The sequence below is a fragment of the Staphylococcus sp. HMSC62D11 genome (assembly GCF_001839145.1).
Taxonomy (GTDB): Bacteria; Bacillota; Bacilli; order Staphylococcales; family Staphylococcaceae; genus Staphylococcus; species Staphylococcus lugdunensis.
Genome location: NZ_KV840185.1, coordinates 119,077 through 140,933, shown reverse-complemented (window position 1 = coordinate 140,933; position 21,857 = coordinate 119,077). Strand labels below are relative to the sequence as shown.

The following is a 21,857-nucleotide window of genomic DNA, read 5'->3' as shown; positions in this document are numbered from 1 at the left end:
AAGGGCGGTGTCTTAACCGCTTGACCAAGGAGCCGTTCTTAAGCACAAGATAGATTATAGCATAGCTAATATTTTAAATACAAGACATTTTTACAGCATATTAATGTTTTTTTAATAAATTAAATCAACAGCAGCATATTCCATTTTTACCATATAATATAGTAAAAGAACGCGCAGTAAAATTTTACTGCACGTTCCTAATTGTCAGCAACAGTTTGGAACATCATTATATATTAGGCTATGAACGATATATTGGCAGTAGTTAACTGGAATGAAAGTACGCTTAATACAAGCTTTTTTCAATCCTAGTCAACCTTGCCGGGACGGGACCTACGAATTCATAATGCATTCTGTCCCGTTCCCCCATATGCATGCATTTATCTTTTTACCATAATTTTTCTAATAAGTTCGTTTGTTCACGGTCTGGACCTACTGAAAAAATTGAAATATGAACGCCGCATAATTCTGAAATACGTTCTAAATAGCGACGTGCATTATCAGGCAACGCTTCTAATGAACGACAGCCTGTAATATCTTCTGTCCAACCAGGTAATTCTTCAAATATTGGTTTACAACGTTTTAATTGATCAAGGTTAGCTGGATACTCTGTAATTTCTTCTCCATCTAACTCATAAGCTGTACAAATTTTTACCGTATCTAAACCTGTTAGTACATCAATAGAGTTAATAGATAAGTCTGTAATACCACTAACACGACGTGAGTGACGTAGCACGACTGAATCAAACCAACCCACGCGACGTGGACGTCCTGTCGTCGTACCATATTCACGACCAACCTCTCTAATATGGTGCCCATCTTCATCAAATAGTTCAGTTGGGAAAGGACCATCGCCTACGCGAGATGTGTATGCTTTACATACACCAATTACTTTAGAAACGAAGGTTGGACCTACACCTGTACCAACAGTGACATTGCCGGCTACAGGATTGCTTGATGTGACGAAAGGATATGTACCATGATCAATATCTAACATAACACCTTGAGCACCTTCAAATAAGACTTTTTCTTCAGCAACAAATGCATCATCTAAGATTTTCGCTGTGTCCGTTACAAAGTCTTTTAAACGTTGACCAGCTGCATAATATTCTTCAAAAATGTCATCAAAAGTTGGGCAAGATTCATTGAACATACCTTTGAAATATGCGTCTTTATATTCAATATTTTCTTTTAAACGTCTTTCAAATGTCTCTTTTTCTAATAAATCTGCCATGCGGATACCGATACGTTGTACTTTATCTACATACGCAGGACCAATACCTTTCTTCGTTGTACCTATTTTGTTATCTCCTCGACGACGTTCTTCAAATTCATCTTGAGCAATATGATATGGCAAAATAACTTGTGCGCGGTTTGAAATACGTAAGTTACTTGTTGATACACCACGTTCATTTAAGCCGTCTAACTCTTTTAACAGAGCTACAGGATCGACAACAACACCATTTCCAATTACAGCAAGTTTATCTTTATAAAAAATACCAGATGGTACTAAATGTAATTTATAGGTTTCTCCACCAAACTGAATGGTATGACCAGCATTATTACCGCCAGAAAAACGTGCAATAACATCTGCCTGTTCCGCTAAAAAATCCGTGATTTTACCTTTACCTTCGTCTCCCCATTGTGTCCCAACTACTACGATTGATGACATAAGAGCACCTCCAAGTTTTCTCGATTAACCACTAGATATTCTATCAATAACAATCTGATATTGCAAATAAAAATCGAACATTAATTTTATAGTGTTTTTCACATTATTATTTTAGAATTTTGATGTCTATCCACTTCGAAAACACTTTAATATCAAGGTTTAAAGGTATTTTTACAAATTTCTAAGATACATACTTAGCTGTTAAAAAATATGTTAAAACAAAATAAAAACCGTACATTTAAAATTAAGCAAAATTAAACGTACGGAAATAAAAATATTCTTTTCTTACATTTCAGCATGTGCATAATCAATATCGGTAAATTTATTATATTGCTTCATAAAGTGAAGTTTGACGGTACCGGTTGGGCCGTTACGTTGCTTAGCTATAATAATTTCGATTTCACCATTATCATCATTTGTTTGTGGTTCGAAATTGCCACCATCTTCATCTTCTTCACCATCGCCACGATTATAATAATCATCACGATATAAAAATGCAACAATATCAGCATCTTGTTCTATAGAACCTGATTCACGGATGTCACTCATCATTGGTCGTTTATCTTGTCGTTGTTCAACACCACGAGATAGCTGACTTAACGCAATAACAGGACATTCTAATTCTCTAGCGATTGCTTTTAGTGTTCGAGAAATTTCTGAAACCTCTTGCTGACGATTATCAGATAAGCGTGAACCGCTCCCTTGTATTAATTGCAAGTAGTCAATCATAATCATATCTAAACCATGTTCTTGCTTTAAGCGACGACATTTAGAACGGATATCTGTAATACGAATACCTGGCGTGTCATCGATAAATATTTTCGTACGTGATAATTTACCTACCGCAATGGTAAAGCGATTCCAATCTTCTTCAGTCATCGTCCCTGTTCTTAAACGGTTAGAATCTACGTTGCCTGAGCTACATATCATACGCGTAGCAAGTTGGTCTGCCCCCATCTCTAAAGAAAAGATACCTACTGTATAATTATCCTCGTGAACCGCTACTTTTTGAGCAATATTAAGTGCGAAGGCAGTCTTACCTACTGATGGTCTAGCTGCAATAATAATCAAATCATTACGATTAAAGCCAGCTGTCATTTGGTCTAAGTCACGATAGCCTGTTGGTATCCCAGGCGTTTGACCGCTATTTTGGTCAAGTTCTTCTGCTGTTTCATAAACTTGACCTAAAATATCTCTAATATCTTTAAATCCTTCACTATCGCGTGTTGATGATAATTCTAAGATACGTCTTTCTGCATCACTTAAAATAGCATCTAATTCTAATTCATCATTATATCCGTCATTAGCAATACTATCTGCCGTTTGAATGAGCTTCCGCTTTAAAGCATGCTTCGCCACAATGTCAGTATAGTATTGAATGTTACGTGTCGTGGGTACGTTATTAGAAAGCTCAGCTAAATATTGCGGACCACCCGCTTCACTTAATGTACCATCATTTGTAAGTTGATCCATAAGTGTAACGACATCAATTTCTTTAGTATCTTCATTTAAATGCATCATTGCACGGAAGATATGTTGATGGGCGCCTCTATAAAATGACTCAGGAAGCAATACCTCCTGAGTCGAACTTAACAATTCTGGATCAATAATAATCGCACCTAAGACAGATTGTTCAGCTTCATTATTATGGGGCATTTGATTTTGCTCATATGATCTATCCATTATTGATTACACCTCTTAATCAAAAAGTTAAACCTCTTTGATATCAATCTTATCTTAATTAACAGCGTCTTATTGTTCTACTACATGTACACGAATTGTACCATCAACTTCTTTGTCTAATTTCACTGGTACATTCGTATAACCTAAAGCATGAATACCTTGTGGTAAGTCCATTTTACGTTTATCTAATTTAATATCATGCTGTTTTTTTAAACCTTCAGCAATTTGTTTTGTGCTTACAGAACCAAATAATTTGCCACCTTCACCTGTTTTAGCACTGATTTCAACTTCAATATCAGCTAATTTGGCTTTTAGCGCTTTGGCTTCATCAATTTCTTGTTGTCTATCTGCTGCTGCACGTTTATTTTGTTGTTCTAATTGTTTTAAATTGCCAGGAGTTGCTTCTACGGCATATTTATTTTTTAGTAAAAAGTTATTCGCATATCCTACTGGTACGTCTTTAACTTCTCCTTTTTTGCCTTTACCTTTAACATCTTGTGTAAAAATTACTTTCATGCATCTTCACTCCTACTGATTTGTTCTGTAATTGCTTGTTGTAATTGTTCGATTGCTTCATCAATGGTTACATCTTTAATTTGCGTTGCTGCATTGGTAAGATGGCCACCGCCACCTAATGCTTCCATAGTTAATTGTACATTAATTGAGCCTAACGAACGAGCAGAAATACCAATTAAATTATCTTCTCTTTTTGCGACAACATATGACGCTTCAATACCTTCTAAACTTAACAGCTCATCTGCTGCTTGTGCAACAGTCACGGGATGGTAAATTTTATCATCTGAACCATGTGCAATAGCAATGCCATTATCTTGCACTACTACAGTTTGAATCAGTTCAGAACGATTAATATACGTATCGACATCATCTTTTAAGAAATGCTGAGTCAATATCGTATCAGCACCATGTGCACGTAAGTAACTTGCAGCATCAAAAGTTCTAGAACCTGTTCTTAATGTAAAATTACGCGTATCAACGATAATTCCTGCATACATAACTGTTGATTCTAAGCGTGTTAAACGCTGTTCTGTCGGTTGATACTCTAATAATTCTGTAACAAGTTCAGCTGTTGAACTTGCATAAGGTTCCATGTAAATTAATAACGGGTTTGAAATAAAGCTTTCACCTCGTCTATGGTGGTCAATAACGACTTTACGATTAGCTTTATTTAAAATATTTTCGTCTAATACCATTTCTGGTTTGTGCGTATCGACAATGACGACTGTCGTTTTAGAAGTCATCATATCCCAAGCTTCATCTGATGTAACAAAGCGCTCTTTTAGTTCTGGCTTTTTATCAATTTCATTCATCACACGGCGTAAAGTTGGGTCAATATCCTCTTCATTTAACACAACATAGGCTTCTAAGTTATTCATTAGTGCAAAGCGAGAAACACCAATTGCAGCTCCGATAGCATCTAAATCTGGACGCTTATGTCCCATAATAATTACTTTGTCGCCTTCTGTTAAAATATCTTTCAAAGCATGAGATATAACACGCGCTCTCACACGCGTACGTTTTTCCATTGGGTCAGTCTTACCGCCATAGAAACGTACATTACCATTCATACTTTTAATCGCAACTTGGTCTCCGCCTCGACCTAAAGCAAGATCAAGACCTGATTGTGATAATTCACCCAAATCTATAAGATTTTCTGTGCCTTCTCCAACACCAATGCTTAGTGTAAGTTGGGCGCGATAACCAACACTTTTTTCTCGCAACTGACTTAAAATTTCAAAGTTAGACTTCTCAATTTCAGCTAAAATCTTTTGATTAAGATAAGCTACGAATTGATCTGAACTATAGCGTTTAAAATAAATATTATATTCAGAAGCCCAACGACTGATAACACGTGTTACCATTGAGTTGATTTCTGAACGTTGCGTATCGTTCATATTCTGTGTTATTTCATCATAATTATCTAAAAATAACGTTGCTATAATTGGCTTAGAGTCTTCATACAACTTATTTGTATGCACCTCATCGGTAATATCAAAGAAATAAAGACAATGATCATCTTCACTATAGCGCACGTGATAATGATAATTATTATTTTCAATTTCTACTTCTTGAATCTTTTCCAATTGCTTTAAAATATTGGGGAAAACCTCATTAATAGGTTCAGAAATTACGTTTGATTCTAAATGATCTGACATAAACTGATTGATCCATTCAATATGATCATCCGCATCTAAAACGACCATTCCTATTGGCAAACGTTTAATTGCCCTATTACTTCCTGCTGAGATATGGCCACTTAAATCATCCACATAGTTATCCATTTTTATCATTGCTTGTCGAGCTAATACCGCACTGATAACGATAATTACAAAGAGAATCGCTGCCGCTATCCCTGCAACAAGTGGTTTAAAGATAAACCCCAATATAACAAGGGCTATCGCCGTTAGAACCATTAAAATGTACGGAACAAACAAAGCTTTTTTTGTGGATTGTCGGTTCATTTTTCCACCTCTATTCGCTTTTTAGTATCTTTTTTTTATTATCTGTTTTAAGTTAATTCCTAAATCAAGCACCCCTATAAGTGCAACAATATGCGTTACTGGCGAAATAATTGTCCCAATTACCATTAATATTATTGTTACTACGTCTGGCATGCGTTTTGCTTTTCCGAAGAAATGAATCACGCTTAATCCTTGGATGTACATCAATAATGATAACATAATCTGTAAGTTTATAACGATACTTTGGAAGATACTCGGTTGTGTTGCAAACATTACACATATTAAATCAATAACATATAACCATAAGACTGAACGTTTAAACTGCCATGCGAATAATGGTTTGAATATTGGTGTTGCTATTTTAAACTTTCTAAGAATTGGGAATGTGACAAGCAAATTGATTAAAATAAGGATAAATATTGCTATTATCATATAACTTGGAAGCTGAATAGACAATTGTTTAATGATAAAACTTAATGTTTGTTCATATTCTGCTTTCATGCCACTTTGAACATACGCTTGATCCAATAAATCTTCTAGTGGTTTTACTGCTGTTCGAACTAATACTTGTGCCTTGGGAATATGACCAAACACTTGTAATAACATAAAACCAATAATAGTTATTGTGCTGGCGACCGTCGTCGCTATGTAAAGAATCTGTTCTTTAGATGCACGTTCTTTAAGTAATTGTCCGATGACAATACTTGAGATAAGTACTAATATCATGGCACTTAATACGATTTTATTGCCGAATAATACTGCAATAACCAAAGTCACAATTGTAGCCAAACCAAATGATGGTATTGACTTATTCCAGAGAATAATTCCAGGAATGGTTGCAAATAAACATAACAGCCAACCCACTTCTGGTAATATATATGTGACTAAAGCGACTACAATTAATGCAAGCGTACCGATAATAGTAGCTTTAGGTTCTATTTTTGAAAACAACTTCGCCACTCCTATACTAAATTTAACTATAAGCACTATTTTAACCCGTGTAGCATATTAAAACAAATAAAGGACTTATTGGCATAGTAACTTTCATTTAAATGTCTAAATTAGCTTATCTTTAGACATTTTACACAGTCGTATGTCTTACCTCAATATCCATGATTGTCACTTCATTTACGTTTAAATGTTGATACCTTTAAAAAATGATATAAATTAGGTGCCCAATTATTAAAATTAAGCAAAAAGCCATCATGTCCAACATTATCTGGAACAAAGAAATGACGGTGATATTTAAAGCGTGCGCCTAATTGCTGTACCAGGTCATCTGGATATAGTAAATCATCGATAAATCCCATTGTCAGTACTTTAGTATCTAAAGCTTGATATACTTCATCAACATCTGTTCTACCACGGTCAACGTTATGACTGTCTAAGACATCTAACATAGTTAAATAGCAATCCAAATCATAATGTTCTTTAAATTTATCACCTTGGTAACGTTGATAATTGACTACCTCATCAGGAGTAAAGCGTTCATCATAACTTTTAGATGAACGATATGTTAAAAATCCTAATTGTCTTGCAATACTCAAACCTTCTTTACCACCGATATGAATGGCTTGACGAGCAATCTCATTAAATGCACGACTGTATGATGATGTCTTATCGGTGGCTGCTAAAATTACTGCTTTATCAACAACAAATCGCCGATTATATAGTAATTCCATCACTTGCATCCCGCCAAGACTTCCACCAATTAATATGTTAATCTTGTTAAAACCTAATGCTTGAATTCCTAATTCTATTGCTTTGGTAACATCTCTTAAAGTCAATTTCTTAGGAAAATGTTGGTCTGTAAGATGTGAGCTAGAGCCAAATGGGCTTCCTATCACATTAAACGTTAGGAATTGATAATCATGAATTGGCATATAACCACCATCGATAATTTCACGCCACCAACCTGGCTGTTCATTGGTTCCATACGTTAAATGATTTCCAGTTAAGGCATGGCAAACCACAACCAAAGGCTGCCCTTGATAACCTACATGCTCATATCGCAGTTTTAAATTTTCTATTTTTTCGCCAGACTCTGTAGTAAATGCTCCAAGTTCCAAAGTATCGACAGTATAATTTATCATGACTACTCCTCCTTTAAATAATATAAAAAACCGCTCCTACTCTAAATGAAGTAAGAAGCGGTCATTGACTTATCATTCGAGTATCTCGTTGGTTTTAGCACCGTGCATTACTGTCGGTTGCTGAAGCGTCACTGGGCCAAATCCCTCAGCTTCTCATAATAAGATATATTTATGTCTATTATTAAGTTAAATTTAAATTTATTTTATCTAAAAAATATGATAACTGCAATGCCTTACTGCGATTTAGTATAGGTTAAAAGAATAAACGAAGCCCCGCCATTAACACAATGCCTGTCACAACTGTTATGGTCAAACTGCGTGAAATAAAAGCAACAACAATAGTCGGAATCGTAATAATCACGAATGATAAATTAATAGTAAAGCCTAAGCCGTGCGATGGTTGTTTTATCATAGCGTCTACAACTAATGCAGTAAACAGTGTAATAGGAATATAAGACAGCCATTTAACAACCTTCTCAGATAATTGTATGCGTGTAATCATAATAAAAGGCACAATTCGAATTATCAAAGTAACTAAACCACTAAAAAAGATAATAGCAAACATATACCAAGACGTTGTCATCGTTCCATCACCACCCCTAATGTCGAAGCAATGATAGCAGACAATAATATTGCCACATAAGTTGGCATAAACCAGCTAAAGATAAACATCATGACAATAACAGAGATGATTAAAACAATGTATATTTTAAGTTTAGAATTGGTAATAGCATCAAACTGCGCAATAGCTAAGAAGACAAACATTGCTGTAATAGCGTAATCTAGTCCAAAAACTTCAGGATTACTTATAAATTTGCCAAACACGGCACCGCCAATCGACGCAATCGTCCAAAAGACATATGCCGTAATATTTAAGCCATGAAGCCAGCGATCATTAATTTTTTCACCTTTTAAATAAGGTGAAATAGCCACGCCAAATGTTTCATCTGTCAATATTGAAGATAGCCCTACCCTATTCCATAACCCATATTGCTTATAATTGGGTGCAAGTGTCATTGATAATAAGAAAAAACGTGAATTGACAATAAGCGTCGTCACGATAATTGCTGTAATCGGTGTACCTGCAATGACTAACGCACAAATAATAAACTGAGCTGCTCCCGCATAAACAATCAGACATAAAAGGATAATTTCTAATAAACTAAAATGTTGTGATGCAGCTACAATGCCAAAAGAAATACCTACACCTGCATAACCTAATAATGTAGGTATACATTCTTTAACACCTTGTTTAAAGGAAAGATGTGTATCCATTTTATGCCTCCTCTTTTTATTTAATAATCAAGATAAGTCTAATATAACACTAGAACTGTATCAATCCTTTTATACTACCGTTTGTCTGACGTTAGACAAACGAATGTCTAAAAATCTTTATATAAGTACCTTTAATTTTAATAAATTTTTCTGATAATTATTTAGACTACTCGCATTCAAATAACTTATCATTAAAAAAACAGGGAAACCATTGAGTTCGTATCTTTCTCAATCTTTCCCTGTATGATGATTTAATCTATGACATATAACGATGCGTCAACAAATAACGCTATTTATTTAACTGGTTTAATTTCTGTTTTACCGCCCATGAATGGCACTAAAGCTTCTGGAATAGTAATTGAACCGTCAGCATTTTGATAGTTTTCAACAATTGCCGCAAACGTACGTCCTACAGCAAGTCCACTACCGTTTAAAGTATGTGCTAATTCTGGCTTAGCAGCATGATCACGTTTGAATCGAATATTTGCACGACGCGCTTGGAAATCTGTACAGTTTGAGCATGAACTAATTTCTTTATAATCATTATAACTTGGTAACCATACTTCTAAGTCATATGTTTTAGCAGCACTGAATCCAATGTCTCCAGTACACAGAATAACACGACGATATGGTAATTTAAGCTCTTCTAAAATCGCTTCCGCATTCGTTGTCATTTCTTCTAGTGCATTCCAAGAATCTTCTGGTTTTTCAAAGCGAACCATTTCAACTTTATCGAATTGATGCAAACGGATTAAACCTCTTGTATCTCTACCAGCAGATCCAGCTTCACTACGGAAACAAGCAGATTGGCCAGTGAATTTTTCAGGTAAGACACCTGGTTGAATAATTTCATCACGATAATAGTTTGTTAATGGTACTTCTGCTGTAGGTATTGTGTATAGACCCTCTTTTTCTACTTTAAATAAATCTTCTTCAAATTTAGGTAATTGTCCAGTACCAAACATTGTATCAGCATTTACTAACTGAGGAACCATCATTTCAGTATAACCATGTTGTGTTGTATGTTTCGTAATCATATAGTTCATCAAAGCACGTTCCAATTGTGCACCGTCTTTTGTTAAATAAACAAAACGCGCACCTGATACTTTTGCAGCACGTTCAAAGTTAGCCATGTTTAATTCTTCAACTAAATCCCAATGTGCTTTTGGCTCAAAGTCGAAGTCACGTGGCGTTCCCCATTTTTTAAGTTCTACGTTTTCTTCATCAGAAGCCCCTTGTGGCACATCATCATGGATTAAATTAGGAATGCGGATTAATGTATCTTTGATCTTGTTATCAATCTCGTTAAGTTTAGTGTCAATTTCTTTAATTTTATCGCCTAGCTCACGCATTTCTTTAATAACATCATCCGCATTTTCTTGATTGCGTTTCTTTTCAGCAATTTGCTCACTTACTTTATTGCGATTCGCTTTCATTTCTTCAGTTTGACCAATTAATTTACGGCGTTGTTCATCTAATTGAAGCACGTCATCAACTACTTTAGGATCATCCCCGCGTAGTTTAATTTTATCCTTAACTTTTTCAGGCTCAGTTCTAAATAATCTAATATCTAACATGTAATATTCATCCTTCCCAAAATTTATATATAGTGCAGCAAAACACAAAAAAGACCACATCCCTAGACAAGGGACGTGGTCTTTACGCGTTGCCACCCTATTTAACAATTCATGCTAAAGCATCAATTGCACTTCACTATTATAACGGTATTACCGATTGCTCACATGAGTAGGTAGATTCATATAAATAGTGATTACTTGTTCACACTTTTACCACAAGCTCTCTGAAATCAACATGTTTATACTACTTATCCTACGAACAATAACTTATTAAGTTAATTTCAATATAGCAAAGTATCTTTCACATTTCAAGTTAAATTCTAAGCCATAACTTGTATAGATAATAATATTTACAAAATTGCCACTTTTTCTTCTACTTGAATTCATTACAAAATCTATTGACGAAATGCGATTACAGGTATAGTATTTTCTATTGTATTTATAGGACTTAGAATATATAGAAAAAATAGACATTTAATCATTATCATACAGTTAAAGTATAGGTTAAAGGAGGATATATAATGGAAACGTTAAATTCAGTTAATATCCCTAAAAGAAAAGATGAAACACATAAAGGTGATTACGGCAAAATATTACTCATTGGTGGAACAGTAAATTTAGGTGGCGCAATTATGCTAGCAGCACGCGCTTGTGTTTTTAGTGGTAGTGGATTGATTACGGTCGCAACACATCCTACAAACCATTCAGCGTTGCATTCACGTTGCCCAGAAGCCATGGTTATCGATATTAATGACACTAAAATGTTGACTAAAATGATTGAAAATACCGATTGTATCCTGATTGGTCCAGGGCTAGGTTGTGATTTTAAAGGCAACAATGCGATTACATTCCTTTTACAAAATATTCAGCCTCATCAAACCTTGATTGTTGATGGCGATGCAATTACAATTTTTAGCAAGCTTAAACCAGAAATTCCGACATGTCACGTTATATTTACGCCACATCAAAAGGAATGGGAACGTTTAAGTGGTATTCCAATTGAAGAACAAACTTACGAACGTAATCGCGAAGCAGTTGATAAACTTGGTGCAACAGTTGTCTTAAAAAAACATGGTACAGAAATCTATTTCAAAGAAGAAGATTACAAGCTTACTATTGGTAGCCCAGCAATGGCTACAGGTGGCATGGGTGATACACTTGCAGGTATGATTACAAGCTTTGTAGGACAATTTGATAACTATAAAGACGCTGTCACAAGTGCCACATATACACATAGCTACATTGGTGAAAAACTCTCTGAAAAAATGTACGTTGTACCACCTTCAACTTTAATCAGTAAGATTCCATATGTCATGAAAGAATTAGAAGTTAAAGCATAAGATTTTAAATTAAAACCACCCGTTCACACGGGTGGTTTGTTTTGCGGCTATAAGCCTTTCATACTGGCCAGCCCTAAAAGGGTACTGACAAGTCAGCCAACTGCACTACTATTCCAGCAACTCTAGAGCGTTACTATGTTTTCTTTTTATACCAATTTATTCTTCATGATCATCTTCAGTTGCATCACTATGATCTATATCTTCGTTCACACGATCCATAAAATCTTGTCTAACATCAATACGATCATCATTTGATGTATTGTCATTATCTTCATGTTCTGCTTCAGGTGCCTCTGTATGAATTGCATCACCTGGTGCACTATTTTCAATGACTTCTTCACTATCGTTAGTTAATTTATTATCATCTGTCATTGCTTCACTCTGTTCATCATCTTCTGAATCATTTTGTACTTTAGCAACAGTTGATACAAATTGTTCATTACCTAAACGCATTAATCTTACACCTTGTGCAGCACGACCATTTTGTGAAATATCTTGAACGTCTAATCTAATAATAACGCCACCATTTGTGACAATCATTAAATCTTCTTCTCCAGTAACTGTAGTGATACAAACAACGTTACCATTTCGTTCCGTAATCGTAGCAGTCTTAATACCTTTACCACCACGATTAGACAAGCGATATTCTCCTACTGGCGTACGTTTACCATAACCATTTTCAGTAACGACTAAGACCTCATCTTCACTTTCTGAATGAGCAACATCTAAACCTACTACGGTATCTCCTTCTCTTAAAGTGATACCTTTAACACCGGCAGCTGTACGACCAAGTGGACGTAGCGATGTTTCTGCAAAACGAATAAGTGATGCATGTGCTGTACCAATTAAGATATCTTGTTGACCATCTGTTAAGCGTACCGCAATAAGTTCATCATCTTCTTTAAAGCCAATCGCAATTTTACCGTTTTTATTGATATGTGAAAAGTTACTTAATGCTGAACGCTTCACAATACCATTTTTAGTAGCAAAGATTAAATAGTTACCTTCGCTTTCTAAGTCATTGACGGCAATCATGGTACTGATTGATTCATCATTCGCAAGTTCTATTGCATTAACGACTGGAATACCTTTGGATTGGCGAGATAATTCTGGTACTTCATAGCCTTTAAGTTTGTAGACACGACCCTTATTCGTAAAGAAGAGCACATGGTCATGTGTACTTAACGTAACCAATTGGCTAACAAAGTCTTCTTCTAATGTATTCATACCTTGCACACCTCTGCCGCCTCTATTTTGAGCACGGTAAGTTGATACTGGTAATCGTTTAATGTAGTTATTATGACTTAACGTAATCACGATTTGTTCTTCAGGAATGAGGTCTTCATCCTCAATATTATCAATGCCACCTAACTGAATTTCCGTACGACGTTCATCACCAAAACGCTCTTTAATTTCAGTCAGTTCATCACGCACTAATTGTAATAAGACCTCTTCATCAGCTAAAATTCGTTCAAGTTCATCGATATATGCCAATAATTCATTATATTCCGCTTCGATTTTATCTCGTTCTAATCCAGTTAAACGGCGCAAACGCATATCTAAAATTGCTTGAGCTTGTCGCTCAGTTAACTTAAAGCGTTCTTGTAAGCTAGTCATTGCCACTTTGTCCGTCTCTGACTCGCGGATAGTGCTAATAATTTCATCAATATGATCTAACGCAATACGTAAACCTTCAAGGATGTGGGCACGATCTTTTGCTTTTCTTAAGTTATATTCTGTACGACGACGTACAACAACCTTTTGATGTTCTAAATATTGTACTAATGCTTCTTTTAAGTTAATTAACTTAGGTCGCCCATCAACAAGGGCAATCATATTCGCACCAAATGATGTTTGTAATGGCGTTAACTTGTATAAATTATTTAGAATTACGTTGGCATTAGCATCTTTACGAATATCAATTACAACTCTTACACCGGTGCGTAAGCTTGTTTCATCACGTAAATCAGTAATACCGTCTACTTTTTTATCACGTACCAATTCAGCAATTTTTTCAATCATACGAGCTTTGTTAACTTGATAAGGAATTTCTGTGACGACTATACGCTGACGACCGCCACCACGTTCTTCAATTTCTGCGCGTGCACGCATTTGAATGGAACCTCGACCTGTTTCATATGCACGACGAATACCACTTTTCCCTAAAATTATACCAGAGGTTGGGAAGTCCGGACCTTTAATATCTTCCATTAATTCAGCAATGGTTATGTCTGGGTTCTTACTGAGATTTAACACACCATCAATGACTTCAGTTAAATTATGTGGAGGAATGTTAGTAGCCATACCTACTGCAATACCTGATGCACCGTTAACTAATAAGTTAGGGAAGCGTGCTGGTAAGACTGCCGGCTCTCTTTCAGTACCATCATAATTATCTAAAAAGTCAATCGTGTCTTTATTGATGTCTCGAAGAAGTTCTAGCGTAATTTTAGTCATTTTTGCTTCGGTGTAACGCATTGCTGCAGCGCCATCACCATCCATAGAACCAAAGTTACCTTGACCATCTACGAGCGGATAACGATAGCTAAACGTTTGCGCCATTCTAACCATTGCATCATAAATTGACGAGTCACCATGAGGGTGATATTTCCCCATTACATCACCCACGATACGTGCTGATTTCTTATATGGTTTATCTGGTGTCATACCTTGTTCATTTAAACCGTATAGTATACGTCTGTGTACAGGTTTCAAACCATCTCGAACATCAGGTAAAGCACGTGAAACGATAACACTCATGGCGTAGTCTAAGAATGATTCTCGCATTTCACTGGTTATATTTCGTTCATTAATTCTTGATTGTGGTAAGTCAGCCATCAAGAAATCCTCCTTCAAAAGTTCATTTCATAGTGCTTAGAAATCTAAAGTTGCATATACCGCATTATCTTCAATAAATTGACGACGGTTTTCCACAACGTCACCCATCAACATTTCGAATGTTTTATCCGCTTCAATGGCATCATCTAATCTTACTTGTAACATCATACGATTATCTGGATTCATCGTTGTTTCCCAAAGTTGATCTGCGTTCATTTCTCCTAAACCTTTATATCGAGAAATTTGCCATTTAGGTGTTGGGCTTAACTCTGATTTTAATTTATCTAATTCTTTATCATTAAAGACATAATATTTTTGTTTACCTTGCGTCAACTTAAATAATGGTGGTTGCGCAATATAAACATAACCTGCTTCGATAAGTGGACGCATAAAGCGATAGAAGAATGTTAATAATAACGTTCTAATATGCGCACCATCAACATCAGCATCCGTCATAATAACAATTTTATGATAACGTGCTTTTGAAATATCAAATTCTCCACCAATACCAGTACCAAATGCAGTAATCATTTGGCGAATTTCGTTATTGTTTAATATGCGATCTAAACGTGACTTTTCAACATTTAAGATTTTACCTCTTAACGGCAAAATTGCTTGTGTTCTAGAGTCACGACCTTCTTTCGTAGACCCCCCGGCAGAGTCACCCTCTACAATAAAGATTTCACTTTCATCAGGATTTTTACTTGAACAGTCTGCTAATTTACCTGGTAAGCTTGAAATTTCTAAATGTGATTTACGGCGTGTTACTTCTCGCGCCTTTTTAGCTGCAACGCGTGCACGTGAAGCCATAATTCCTTTTTCAACAATGATGCGTGCCACATTTGGATTTTCATATAAGAAGCGCTCGAAATACTCAGAAAATAGTTTATCTACCACTTGACGTACTTCTGAGTTTCCTAATTTTGTTTTTGTTTGTCCTTCAAACTGTGGATCACCATGTTTGATTGACACTACGGCCGTTAAACCTTCTCGTGTATCTTCACCTGACAATCTATCTTTGTCTTCTTTAATAATCTTACTTTTTGTACCATAGCTATTTAACACACGTGTTAGTGCACGTTTAAAACCATCTTCATGCGTTCCGCCTTCATACGTGTGTATATTATTCGCATAAGATAATAAATTCGTCGCATAACCACTGTTATATTGAATGGCTATTTCGATTTCAATATCATCTTTCATTTGATGAATATAAATCGGTTCTTCATGAATCGGCTCTTTATTTTCATTCATTAACTCAACATATGATTTAATACCGCCTTCGTAATGATATGTATCTTCTCGTTGTTCTTCATCATCACGTTCATCTTTTAATGTGATAGAAATACCTTTATTTAAGAAGGCTAGCTCACGAATACGCTTTTGCAATGTATCGTAATCATATACTGTTGTTTCGGTAAAAATTTCGCTATCCGCTTTAAAGCGAATCACCGTACCTGTTTTATCTGTTTCCCCAACTTCTTTTAAATCAAATTGAGGGACACCTTTTTTATAAGCTTGATGGTAAATCGTTTCATTTCGATGTACATAGACTTCTAAGTCTTCGGATAACGCATTTACAACTGAAGATCCTACACCATGAAGTCCACCCGAAACTTTATAGCCTCCGCCGCCAAATTTACCGCCGGCATGTAAGACTGTTAAGATAACTTCAACTGCTGGGCGCCCCATTTTTTCTTGAATATCAACTGGAATGCCACGGCCATTATCCGTTACTTTAATCCAATTATCCTTTTCAATAATTACTTCTATTTGATCTGCATATCCTGCTAAAGCTTCATCAATACTATTATCTACAATTTCCCAAACTAAATGATGTAGACCTCTTTCTGAAGTCGAGCCAATATACATACCTGGTCTTTTTCGAACCGCTTCAAGACCTTCTAATACTTGTATCTGTCCAGCACCATAGTTATCTGTGTTGTTTACATCTGACAATGTAGTCACCATCACTTTCTGTTACTTAATAATTTCACCTTGTTTAATGCGATATAACCTTGCATTATTCATAATGTCATGGTCGATACCGTCTACCGATGTTGTCGTTACAAATGTTTGTACTTTATGTTGAATCGTACTTAATAAATGTGTTTGTCTCGAATCATCTAATTCACTTAAAACGTCATCCAGTAATAAGATTGGATATTCCCCAACTTCAATATTCATTAATTCAATTTCTGCTAGTTTAATTGATAACGCCGTCGTACGTTGTTGACCTTGTGAACCATAAGTCTGTGCATCCATGCTATTTACATTAAATCCCAAATCGTCTCTATGCGGACCGAAAAGACAAACACCACGATCAATTTCTCTATCAAGATTGTCATTTAAAAACGTAATTACTTCTGACAATAAAATAGATTCATCTTGGCTTGTATCACTTAATTTAATACTTGGTAAATAATTAAGTGATAACGCTTCTTTATCGTTTGTTATTCCCGCATGGATGGGCTGTGCTAGAGCTTCTAAATCATGAATAAAATGCTCGCGTCTTAAAGTGACATTTAATGCATATTGCGCAAACTGTTGATTTAGGACTTCTAACATAGTGACGTCCGTCTTATGTCCGTATTGTAACTGCTTTAAGTAATTATTCTTTTGTTTAAGAATACGCTGATACTGAGCCAAATCATTCAGATATACTGCTGATATTTGTCCTAATTCCATATCGATAAATCGACGTCTTATTTGTGGAGACCCCTTAACAATATTTAAATCTTCAGGTGCAAAAAGAACCACGTTTAAATGACCGACATATTGAGTTAGTCGACTTTGTTCTAAGTGGTTCACTTTAACTTGTTTGCCCTTTTTAGTTATAAACATTGTTAGTGGCATTGTTCCGTGGCGATAATTTAGCTCACCTTCTATTTTAGCATACTCAGCTTTAAAACGTATAAGCTCTTTGTCATTTGAAGTACGGTGGCTTTTAGCCAATGCCAAAGTATAAATTGATTCAAGTAAATTCGTCTTCCCTTGAGCGTTCTCACCAATAAGGATATTCACTTCTGGATGACAATTTAACGTAACTGCTTCATAGTTACGATAGTTTTCTAATTGGAGTGTTTTTAATTTCATTGTTCACCTTGATGAATGATAATGAAGTCGTCTATTTCAGAAATTTCTGGAATAGCAATGCGATCATGATGTGTTAATTTTTTACCACGACGTGTTTCTCGACTTCCATTAATCAAGACTTCAACATCTTGGAGAAACCATTTTGCTTGTCCACCAGATTCAATAATACCCTCAGTCTTCAAAAATTGACCTAAAGTAATGTCTCCTGCAACAGCAATTTCTTGAACCAAATTAATCACTCCGTTTCTTTTTCATATCATTAGTATATTATACCTGTTTTATCAGGAAATTTCATTTAAAAGAAAGTGTGTAAGCGCTTAACAAATAATTTATTTTGTTATTTACAATAAAAAATGATGCAATACAGTAAAAATGAGAATAAGTAGAGGTTTAAAGTAGCTTATATCGTTTTTTTGCATTTTAAAGGGGCATACAACGCGTTTAACATATTTACTAAAACTTCATCATAAATTAAAAATTAGCCTCTAATTTAAGCTCTTAGAGGCTTTATATGAAGCATTGATAAACAAAAGAAAGCAAGATTGCTCTCTTTTGTTTGATTTGAACTAAATCATATACGCTATGTGTTTTAATATGTGCGAATTGGCAAGATAAGCTGTGTTACTGAGTCATCGGCTTTAGGTTTTAAAATGAATGGTTTCATTGTTCCAAAGAATTCTATTTCTACTTCATCATTATCGATGGCTTTTAACGCATCCATCATGTATTTAGAATTAAATGAAATTTTTAAATTTCCGCCCTCAACATTGGTTGCATTTACTTCTTCTTTAACTGTACCAATTTCAGGAGATGTTGAAGATAATTCAACGACGTCATTTCCTGTACTTAATTTAATGACATTATTTCCACCTTCACGTGCTAATAATGACGCACGATCAATCGCATGATAAAACTCACCATTATCAATGCCTAATTTGATTTCATAATTTTCAGGGAACAAGCGTGTTGTATCTGGATAATGTCCTTCTAACAAACGAGATGTGAAGTTGATATGGCCAACTTTAAATAAAACTTGGTTTTGTGCAAAAAAGATATCAATATCTTCTTCACTATCACTCATAATTTTATTTAATTCAGATAAAGCCTTTCCTGGAATGATAACATTTTTATTTTCTGAGTTATCTTCTAACTGCAATTTTCTAACAGCCAAACGATGTGAATCGGTTGCTGTGCATATTAATTCATTATCTTGTATAAGCCAGTTAACCCCAGTTAATACTGGTCGTGTTTCTGAGGTGGACACTGCGAAATTCGTTTGTGCTATCACATTTTTTAGTACTTTAACCGATAGTTGAATCGCATCGTCTCTTGAAACTTGTGGTAATAGTGGATATTGATCTGGATCTAAGCCACTAAGATTGAATTCAGAATGTCCAGATGTAATAAGTGTTTGAAATTGTTCGTTTGTAGATAGTTTAACTTCATTTCCTGGTAACTTTTTAATGATATCAACGAAGAAACGACCAGGAAGTACAACTGAACCAGTTTCAGAAATGGTAACAATATCTTCACCATCTACTTGTTTGGGTATTGTAATTTCAATAGATATCTCTGAATCTGAACCGGTCAAAATCACTTCATTATCTTTAGCATCAATTTTAATACCAGTTAAAATCGGTAATGTTGTTCTAGGTGAGATTGCTTTTAACGTATCATTGAGTTGTGTAATAAAGTAATCTCGTTTTATTGTGAATTCCATCATTAAATTAAACTCCTTCCAGTCGTTTATATATAATTATATAGGTTTTAAATTCATAGTAATAGTAGTAGGGCTTGTGGATTAGTGGATAAGTTTCTCAATCATTGATGATAGCTAAGTTATGCACATGTGGATAAACTGTGTACTGTGTGTATGACTTTTACACATTATCCACAAAATCACATTATCGTATTTTAAATATATAGTCTCATTTAAGAAATATTACAGTTATATATTCCCATAAATTGACGGGCTAATCTATAGCTAAACAATGAAAATAATTTCCCACTTATTGATTCCTAATTTCTTTTTCAAGATTTTCTACTTCTTGTTTGAAAGTTGAATCGGCTTTAATATCATTTGCAATCTTCTCATGCGCATGAATAACTGTCGTATGGTCACGTCCTCCGAATTCTTCACCTATTTTAGGCAATGAGAAATCAGTAAGTTCGCGAGACAGATACATTGCAATTTGTCTTGGATATGCAATGGATTTGGTACGTTTCTTTGCACTAAAATCTTCAATCCGTACACTATAGTACTGGCCAACAACTTTTTGAATATCTTGTATTGTTATTTTCTTAGATTTTGGAACTTGAATGATATCTTTGAGTGCTTCAGCAGTGAGTTCAGTAGTAATAGGTCGTCCTTGCAACTGAGAATAAGCTAATAATCTGGTTAGTGCACCTTCTAATTCTCTAATATTTGATTGAATTTGATTAGCTATATAGTTTAAGGCTTCCATTGGTATTTCTAAGTTTTCTTCTTCCATTTTCTTTTGTAAGATTGCCATACGTGTTTCATAATCTGGTGGTGTAATATCAACGATTAATCCCCATTCAAAGCGCGAGCGTAAGCGATCTTCCAATTTAGCGATTTCCTTTGGAGGACGGTCACTAGAAATAACGATTTGCTTATTATTTTGATGTAATTCATTGAATGTATGGAAGAACTCTTCTTGTGTTTGCTCTTTGTTTTGAATAAATTGAATATCATCGATTAACAGCACATCAATATTTCGATATTTTTCACGAAAGGCTTCATTTTCGCCGTCACGAATAGATTTGATAAATTCATTTGTAAATTTTTCACTAGAAGTATAAAGCACTTTGGCATTAGGATTATTACTTAAAACATGATGTCCAATTGCATGCATTAAATGTGTTTTACCTAGTCCAACACCACCATAGATAAATAAAGGATTGTATGCTTCGGCAGGCGCTTCAGCAACTGCTAAACTTGCGGCATGCGGAAATCTATTACCTGGCCCAATGACAAATGTATCGAAGGTATTATGTGTATTAAATTGATCAGTACCTACGTGCGCGTCATGTTCATCCTCTGCTTTAGCTTTTGATGATGTAGGCGCTTTTTTAGATGCTGAATCCCCTTCACTAACAATTTCAGCAAGTTGTTCGGCTGTAAGAAACTTAGGTGTAATATCTAATCCCATTATCTCTGAAAAGATGGATTCGAATATGGCTGAGTACTTTTGGTTGAGCCAACTAGCATAAAATTCATAACCAACAAGCACAATTGCTGTATTATTTTCAATTTTGTATAGTTCCGAATCTTTTAAAAAGGTGTTCATGCTTGTTTCTGAAATATGTAACTTTGCTGCTTCTAAAACTTTTTCCCAGATTTCTTGTTCTGACATAAAAACTCCATCTTTCTTTAATTTTGACTTATACACAAAATTCAGTATGGTGGATAAAGATAATCACAATATGTTAATAATTATCCACAAGTTAATCACAAATAGTGGATAACTCACTTAGTTTATCTCTTTATTCACAACCAAATTGTATATAATTTGAATAAATAACCCCTTATAAAATCAATATTCGAGCAACTTATCCACACAATTATAATTGTTAAGCTTAGAACATGTCAAATAACTGTGAATATGTGGTTAAATCGAGCGTAACTATGTGCATAACTGCAAAATTATCCACAACTTATTTGGTTGTTTTTGTGTATAAGTGGATAACTTATGCACGTCTCATATTTTGACGATAACAGTTACGGGAAATAATTATACTGATTGCTTTTAAATTGAAATATATGTAGTGTTTATTTTCATTGA

Annotated in this window: 16 protein-coding genes and 1 riboswitch; of the genes, 1 reads left to right on the top strand and 15 read right to left on the bottom strand. The window is 34.9% G+C overall.

Annotation, left to right across the window (positions count from 1 at the left end; genetic code table 11):
• Positions 1 to 385: 385 nt before the first annotated feature.
• The 9 genes from HMPREF3267_RS05235 to serS form a co-directional block, all read right to left on the bottom strand.
• Complete coding sequence (locus HMPREF3267_RS05235; protein WP_002461018.1) at positions 386 to 1,669, bottom strand: adenylosuccinate synthase; 1,284 nt, start codon at positions 1,667 to 1,669, stop codon at positions 386 to 388.
• 285 nt (positions 1,670 to 1,954) lie between these two features.
• Positions 1,955 to 3,352: a replicative DNA helicase gene (dnaB, locus tag HMPREF3267_RS05230; RefSeq protein ID WP_002461019.1), complete on the bottom strand. Its 1,398-nt coding sequence runs from the start codon at positions 3,350 to 3,352 to the stop codon at positions 1,955 to 1,957.
• Between the two features lie 69 nt (positions 3,353 to 3,421).
• Positions 3,422 to 3,868: a 50S ribosomal protein L9 gene (gene rplI, locus HMPREF3267_RS05225; protein ID WP_002461020.1), complete on the bottom strand. Its 447-nt coding sequence runs from the start codon at positions 3,866 to 3,868 to the stop codon at positions 3,422 to 3,424.
• A complete protein-coding gene (locus HMPREF3267_RS05220; protein ID WP_037544102.1) occupies positions 3,865 to 5,832 on the bottom strand; it encodes a DHH family phosphoesterase in 1,968 nt (655 codons plus the stop codon). Before HMPREF3267_RS05220 ends, rplI begins: the two co-directional genes overlap by 4 nt.
• A 21-nt stretch (positions 5,833 to 5,853) precedes the next feature.
• A complete protein-coding gene (locus HMPREF3267_RS05215) occupies positions 5,854 to 6,783 on the bottom strand; it encodes a DUF2232 domain-containing protein (protein WP_062078393.1) in 930 nt (309 codons plus the stop codon).
• Between the two features lie 173 nt (positions 6,784 to 6,956).
• Positions 6,957 to 7,925 carry a homoserine O-acetyltransferase MetX gene (locus tag HMPREF3267_RS05210; protein ID WP_002479196.1) on the bottom strand — a complete coding sequence of 323 codons (969 nt, stop codon included), beginning with the start codon at positions 7,923 to 7,925 and terminating at the stop codon, positions 6,957 to 6,959.
• A gap of 66 nt (positions 7,926 to 7,991) precedes the next feature.
• Positions 7,992 to 8,090, bottom strand: a riboswitch (SAM riboswitch).
• Positions 8,091 to 8,178: 88 nt separating this feature from the next.
• A complete protein-coding gene (locus HMPREF3267_RS05205; protein WP_002479197.1) occupies positions 8,179 to 8,508 on the bottom strand; it encodes an AzlD domain-containing protein in 330 nt (109 codons plus the stop codon).
• Positions 8,505 to 9,200 carry an AzlC family ABC transporter permease gene (locus HMPREF3267_RS05200; RefSeq protein WP_002461029.1) on the bottom strand — a complete coding sequence of 232 codons (696 nt, stop codon included), beginning with the start codon at positions 9,198 to 9,200 and terminating at the stop codon, positions 8,505 to 8,507. The genes HMPREF3267_RS05205 and HMPREF3267_RS05200 overlap by 4 nt, the downstream gene beginning before the upstream one ends.
• 293 nt (positions 9,201 to 9,493) lie before the next feature.
• Complete coding sequence (gene serS, locus HMPREF3267_RS05195; RefSeq protein ID WP_002479198.1) at positions 9,494 to 10,777, bottom strand: serine--tRNA ligase; 1,284 nt, start codon at positions 10,775 to 10,777, stop codon at positions 9,494 to 9,496.
• A 521-nt stretch (positions 10,778 to 11,298) separates the two neighbouring features.
• Here serS and HMPREF3267_RS05190 point away from each other — a divergent pair.
• Positions 11,299 to 12,117: an NAD(P)H-hydrate dehydratase gene (locus HMPREF3267_RS05190; protein WP_002461032.1), complete on the top strand. Its 819-nt coding sequence runs from the start codon at positions 11,299 to 11,301 to the stop codon at positions 12,115 to 12,117.
• 156 nt (positions 12,118 to 12,273) lie between these two features.
• Here HMPREF3267_RS05190 and gyrA read toward each other — a convergent pair whose 3' ends face one another.
• The 6 genes from gyrA to dnaA form a co-directional block, all read right to left on the bottom strand.
• The gene (gyrA, locus tag HMPREF3267_RS05185) at positions 12,274 to 14,955 is read right to left on the bottom strand and encodes a DNA gyrase subunit A (protein WP_062078397.1); all 2,682 of its coding nucleotides are present in this window, start codon (positions 14,953 to 14,955) and stop codon (positions 12,274 to 12,276) included.
• A 36-nt stretch (positions 14,956 to 14,991) separates the two neighbouring features.
• On the bottom strand, positions 14,992 to 16,926 hold the full coding sequence (gene gyrB, locus HMPREF3267_RS05180) for a DNA topoisomerase (ATP-hydrolyzing) subunit B (RefSeq protein WP_002461035.1): 1,935 nt from the start codon (positions 16,924 to 16,926) through the stop codon (positions 14,992 to 14,994).
• A gap of 9 nt (positions 16,927 to 16,935) precedes the next feature.
• Entirely contained in the window at positions 16,936 to 18,051 is a 1,116-nt protein-coding gene (gene recF / locus HMPREF3267_RS05175; protein ID WP_002479200.1) for a DNA replication/repair protein RecF, read from the bottom strand.
• Entirely contained in the window at positions 18,048 to 18,290 is a 243-nt protein-coding gene (yaaA, locus tag HMPREF3267_RS05170) for a S4 domain-containing protein YaaA (RefSeq protein ID WP_002461038.1), read from the bottom strand. The genes recF and yaaA overlap by 4 nt, the downstream gene beginning before the upstream one ends.
• Before the next feature lie 350 nt (positions 18,291 to 18,640).
• Positions 18,641 to 19,774, bottom strand: coding sequence for a DNA polymerase III subunit beta (gene dnaN, locus HMPREF3267_RS05165; protein WP_002461039.1), 1,134 nt, complete (start codon positions 19,772 to 19,774; stop codon positions 18,641 to 18,643).
• A gap of 286 nt (positions 19,775 to 20,060) precedes the next feature.
• Positions 20,061 to 21,428 carry a chromosomal replication initiator protein DnaA gene (gene dnaA / locus HMPREF3267_RS05160; protein ID WP_062078399.1) on the bottom strand — a complete coding sequence of 456 codons (1,368 nt, stop codon included), beginning with the start codon at positions 21,426 to 21,428 and terminating at the stop codon, positions 20,061 to 20,063.
• Between the last annotated feature and the right edge of the window lie 429 nt (positions 21,429 to 21,857).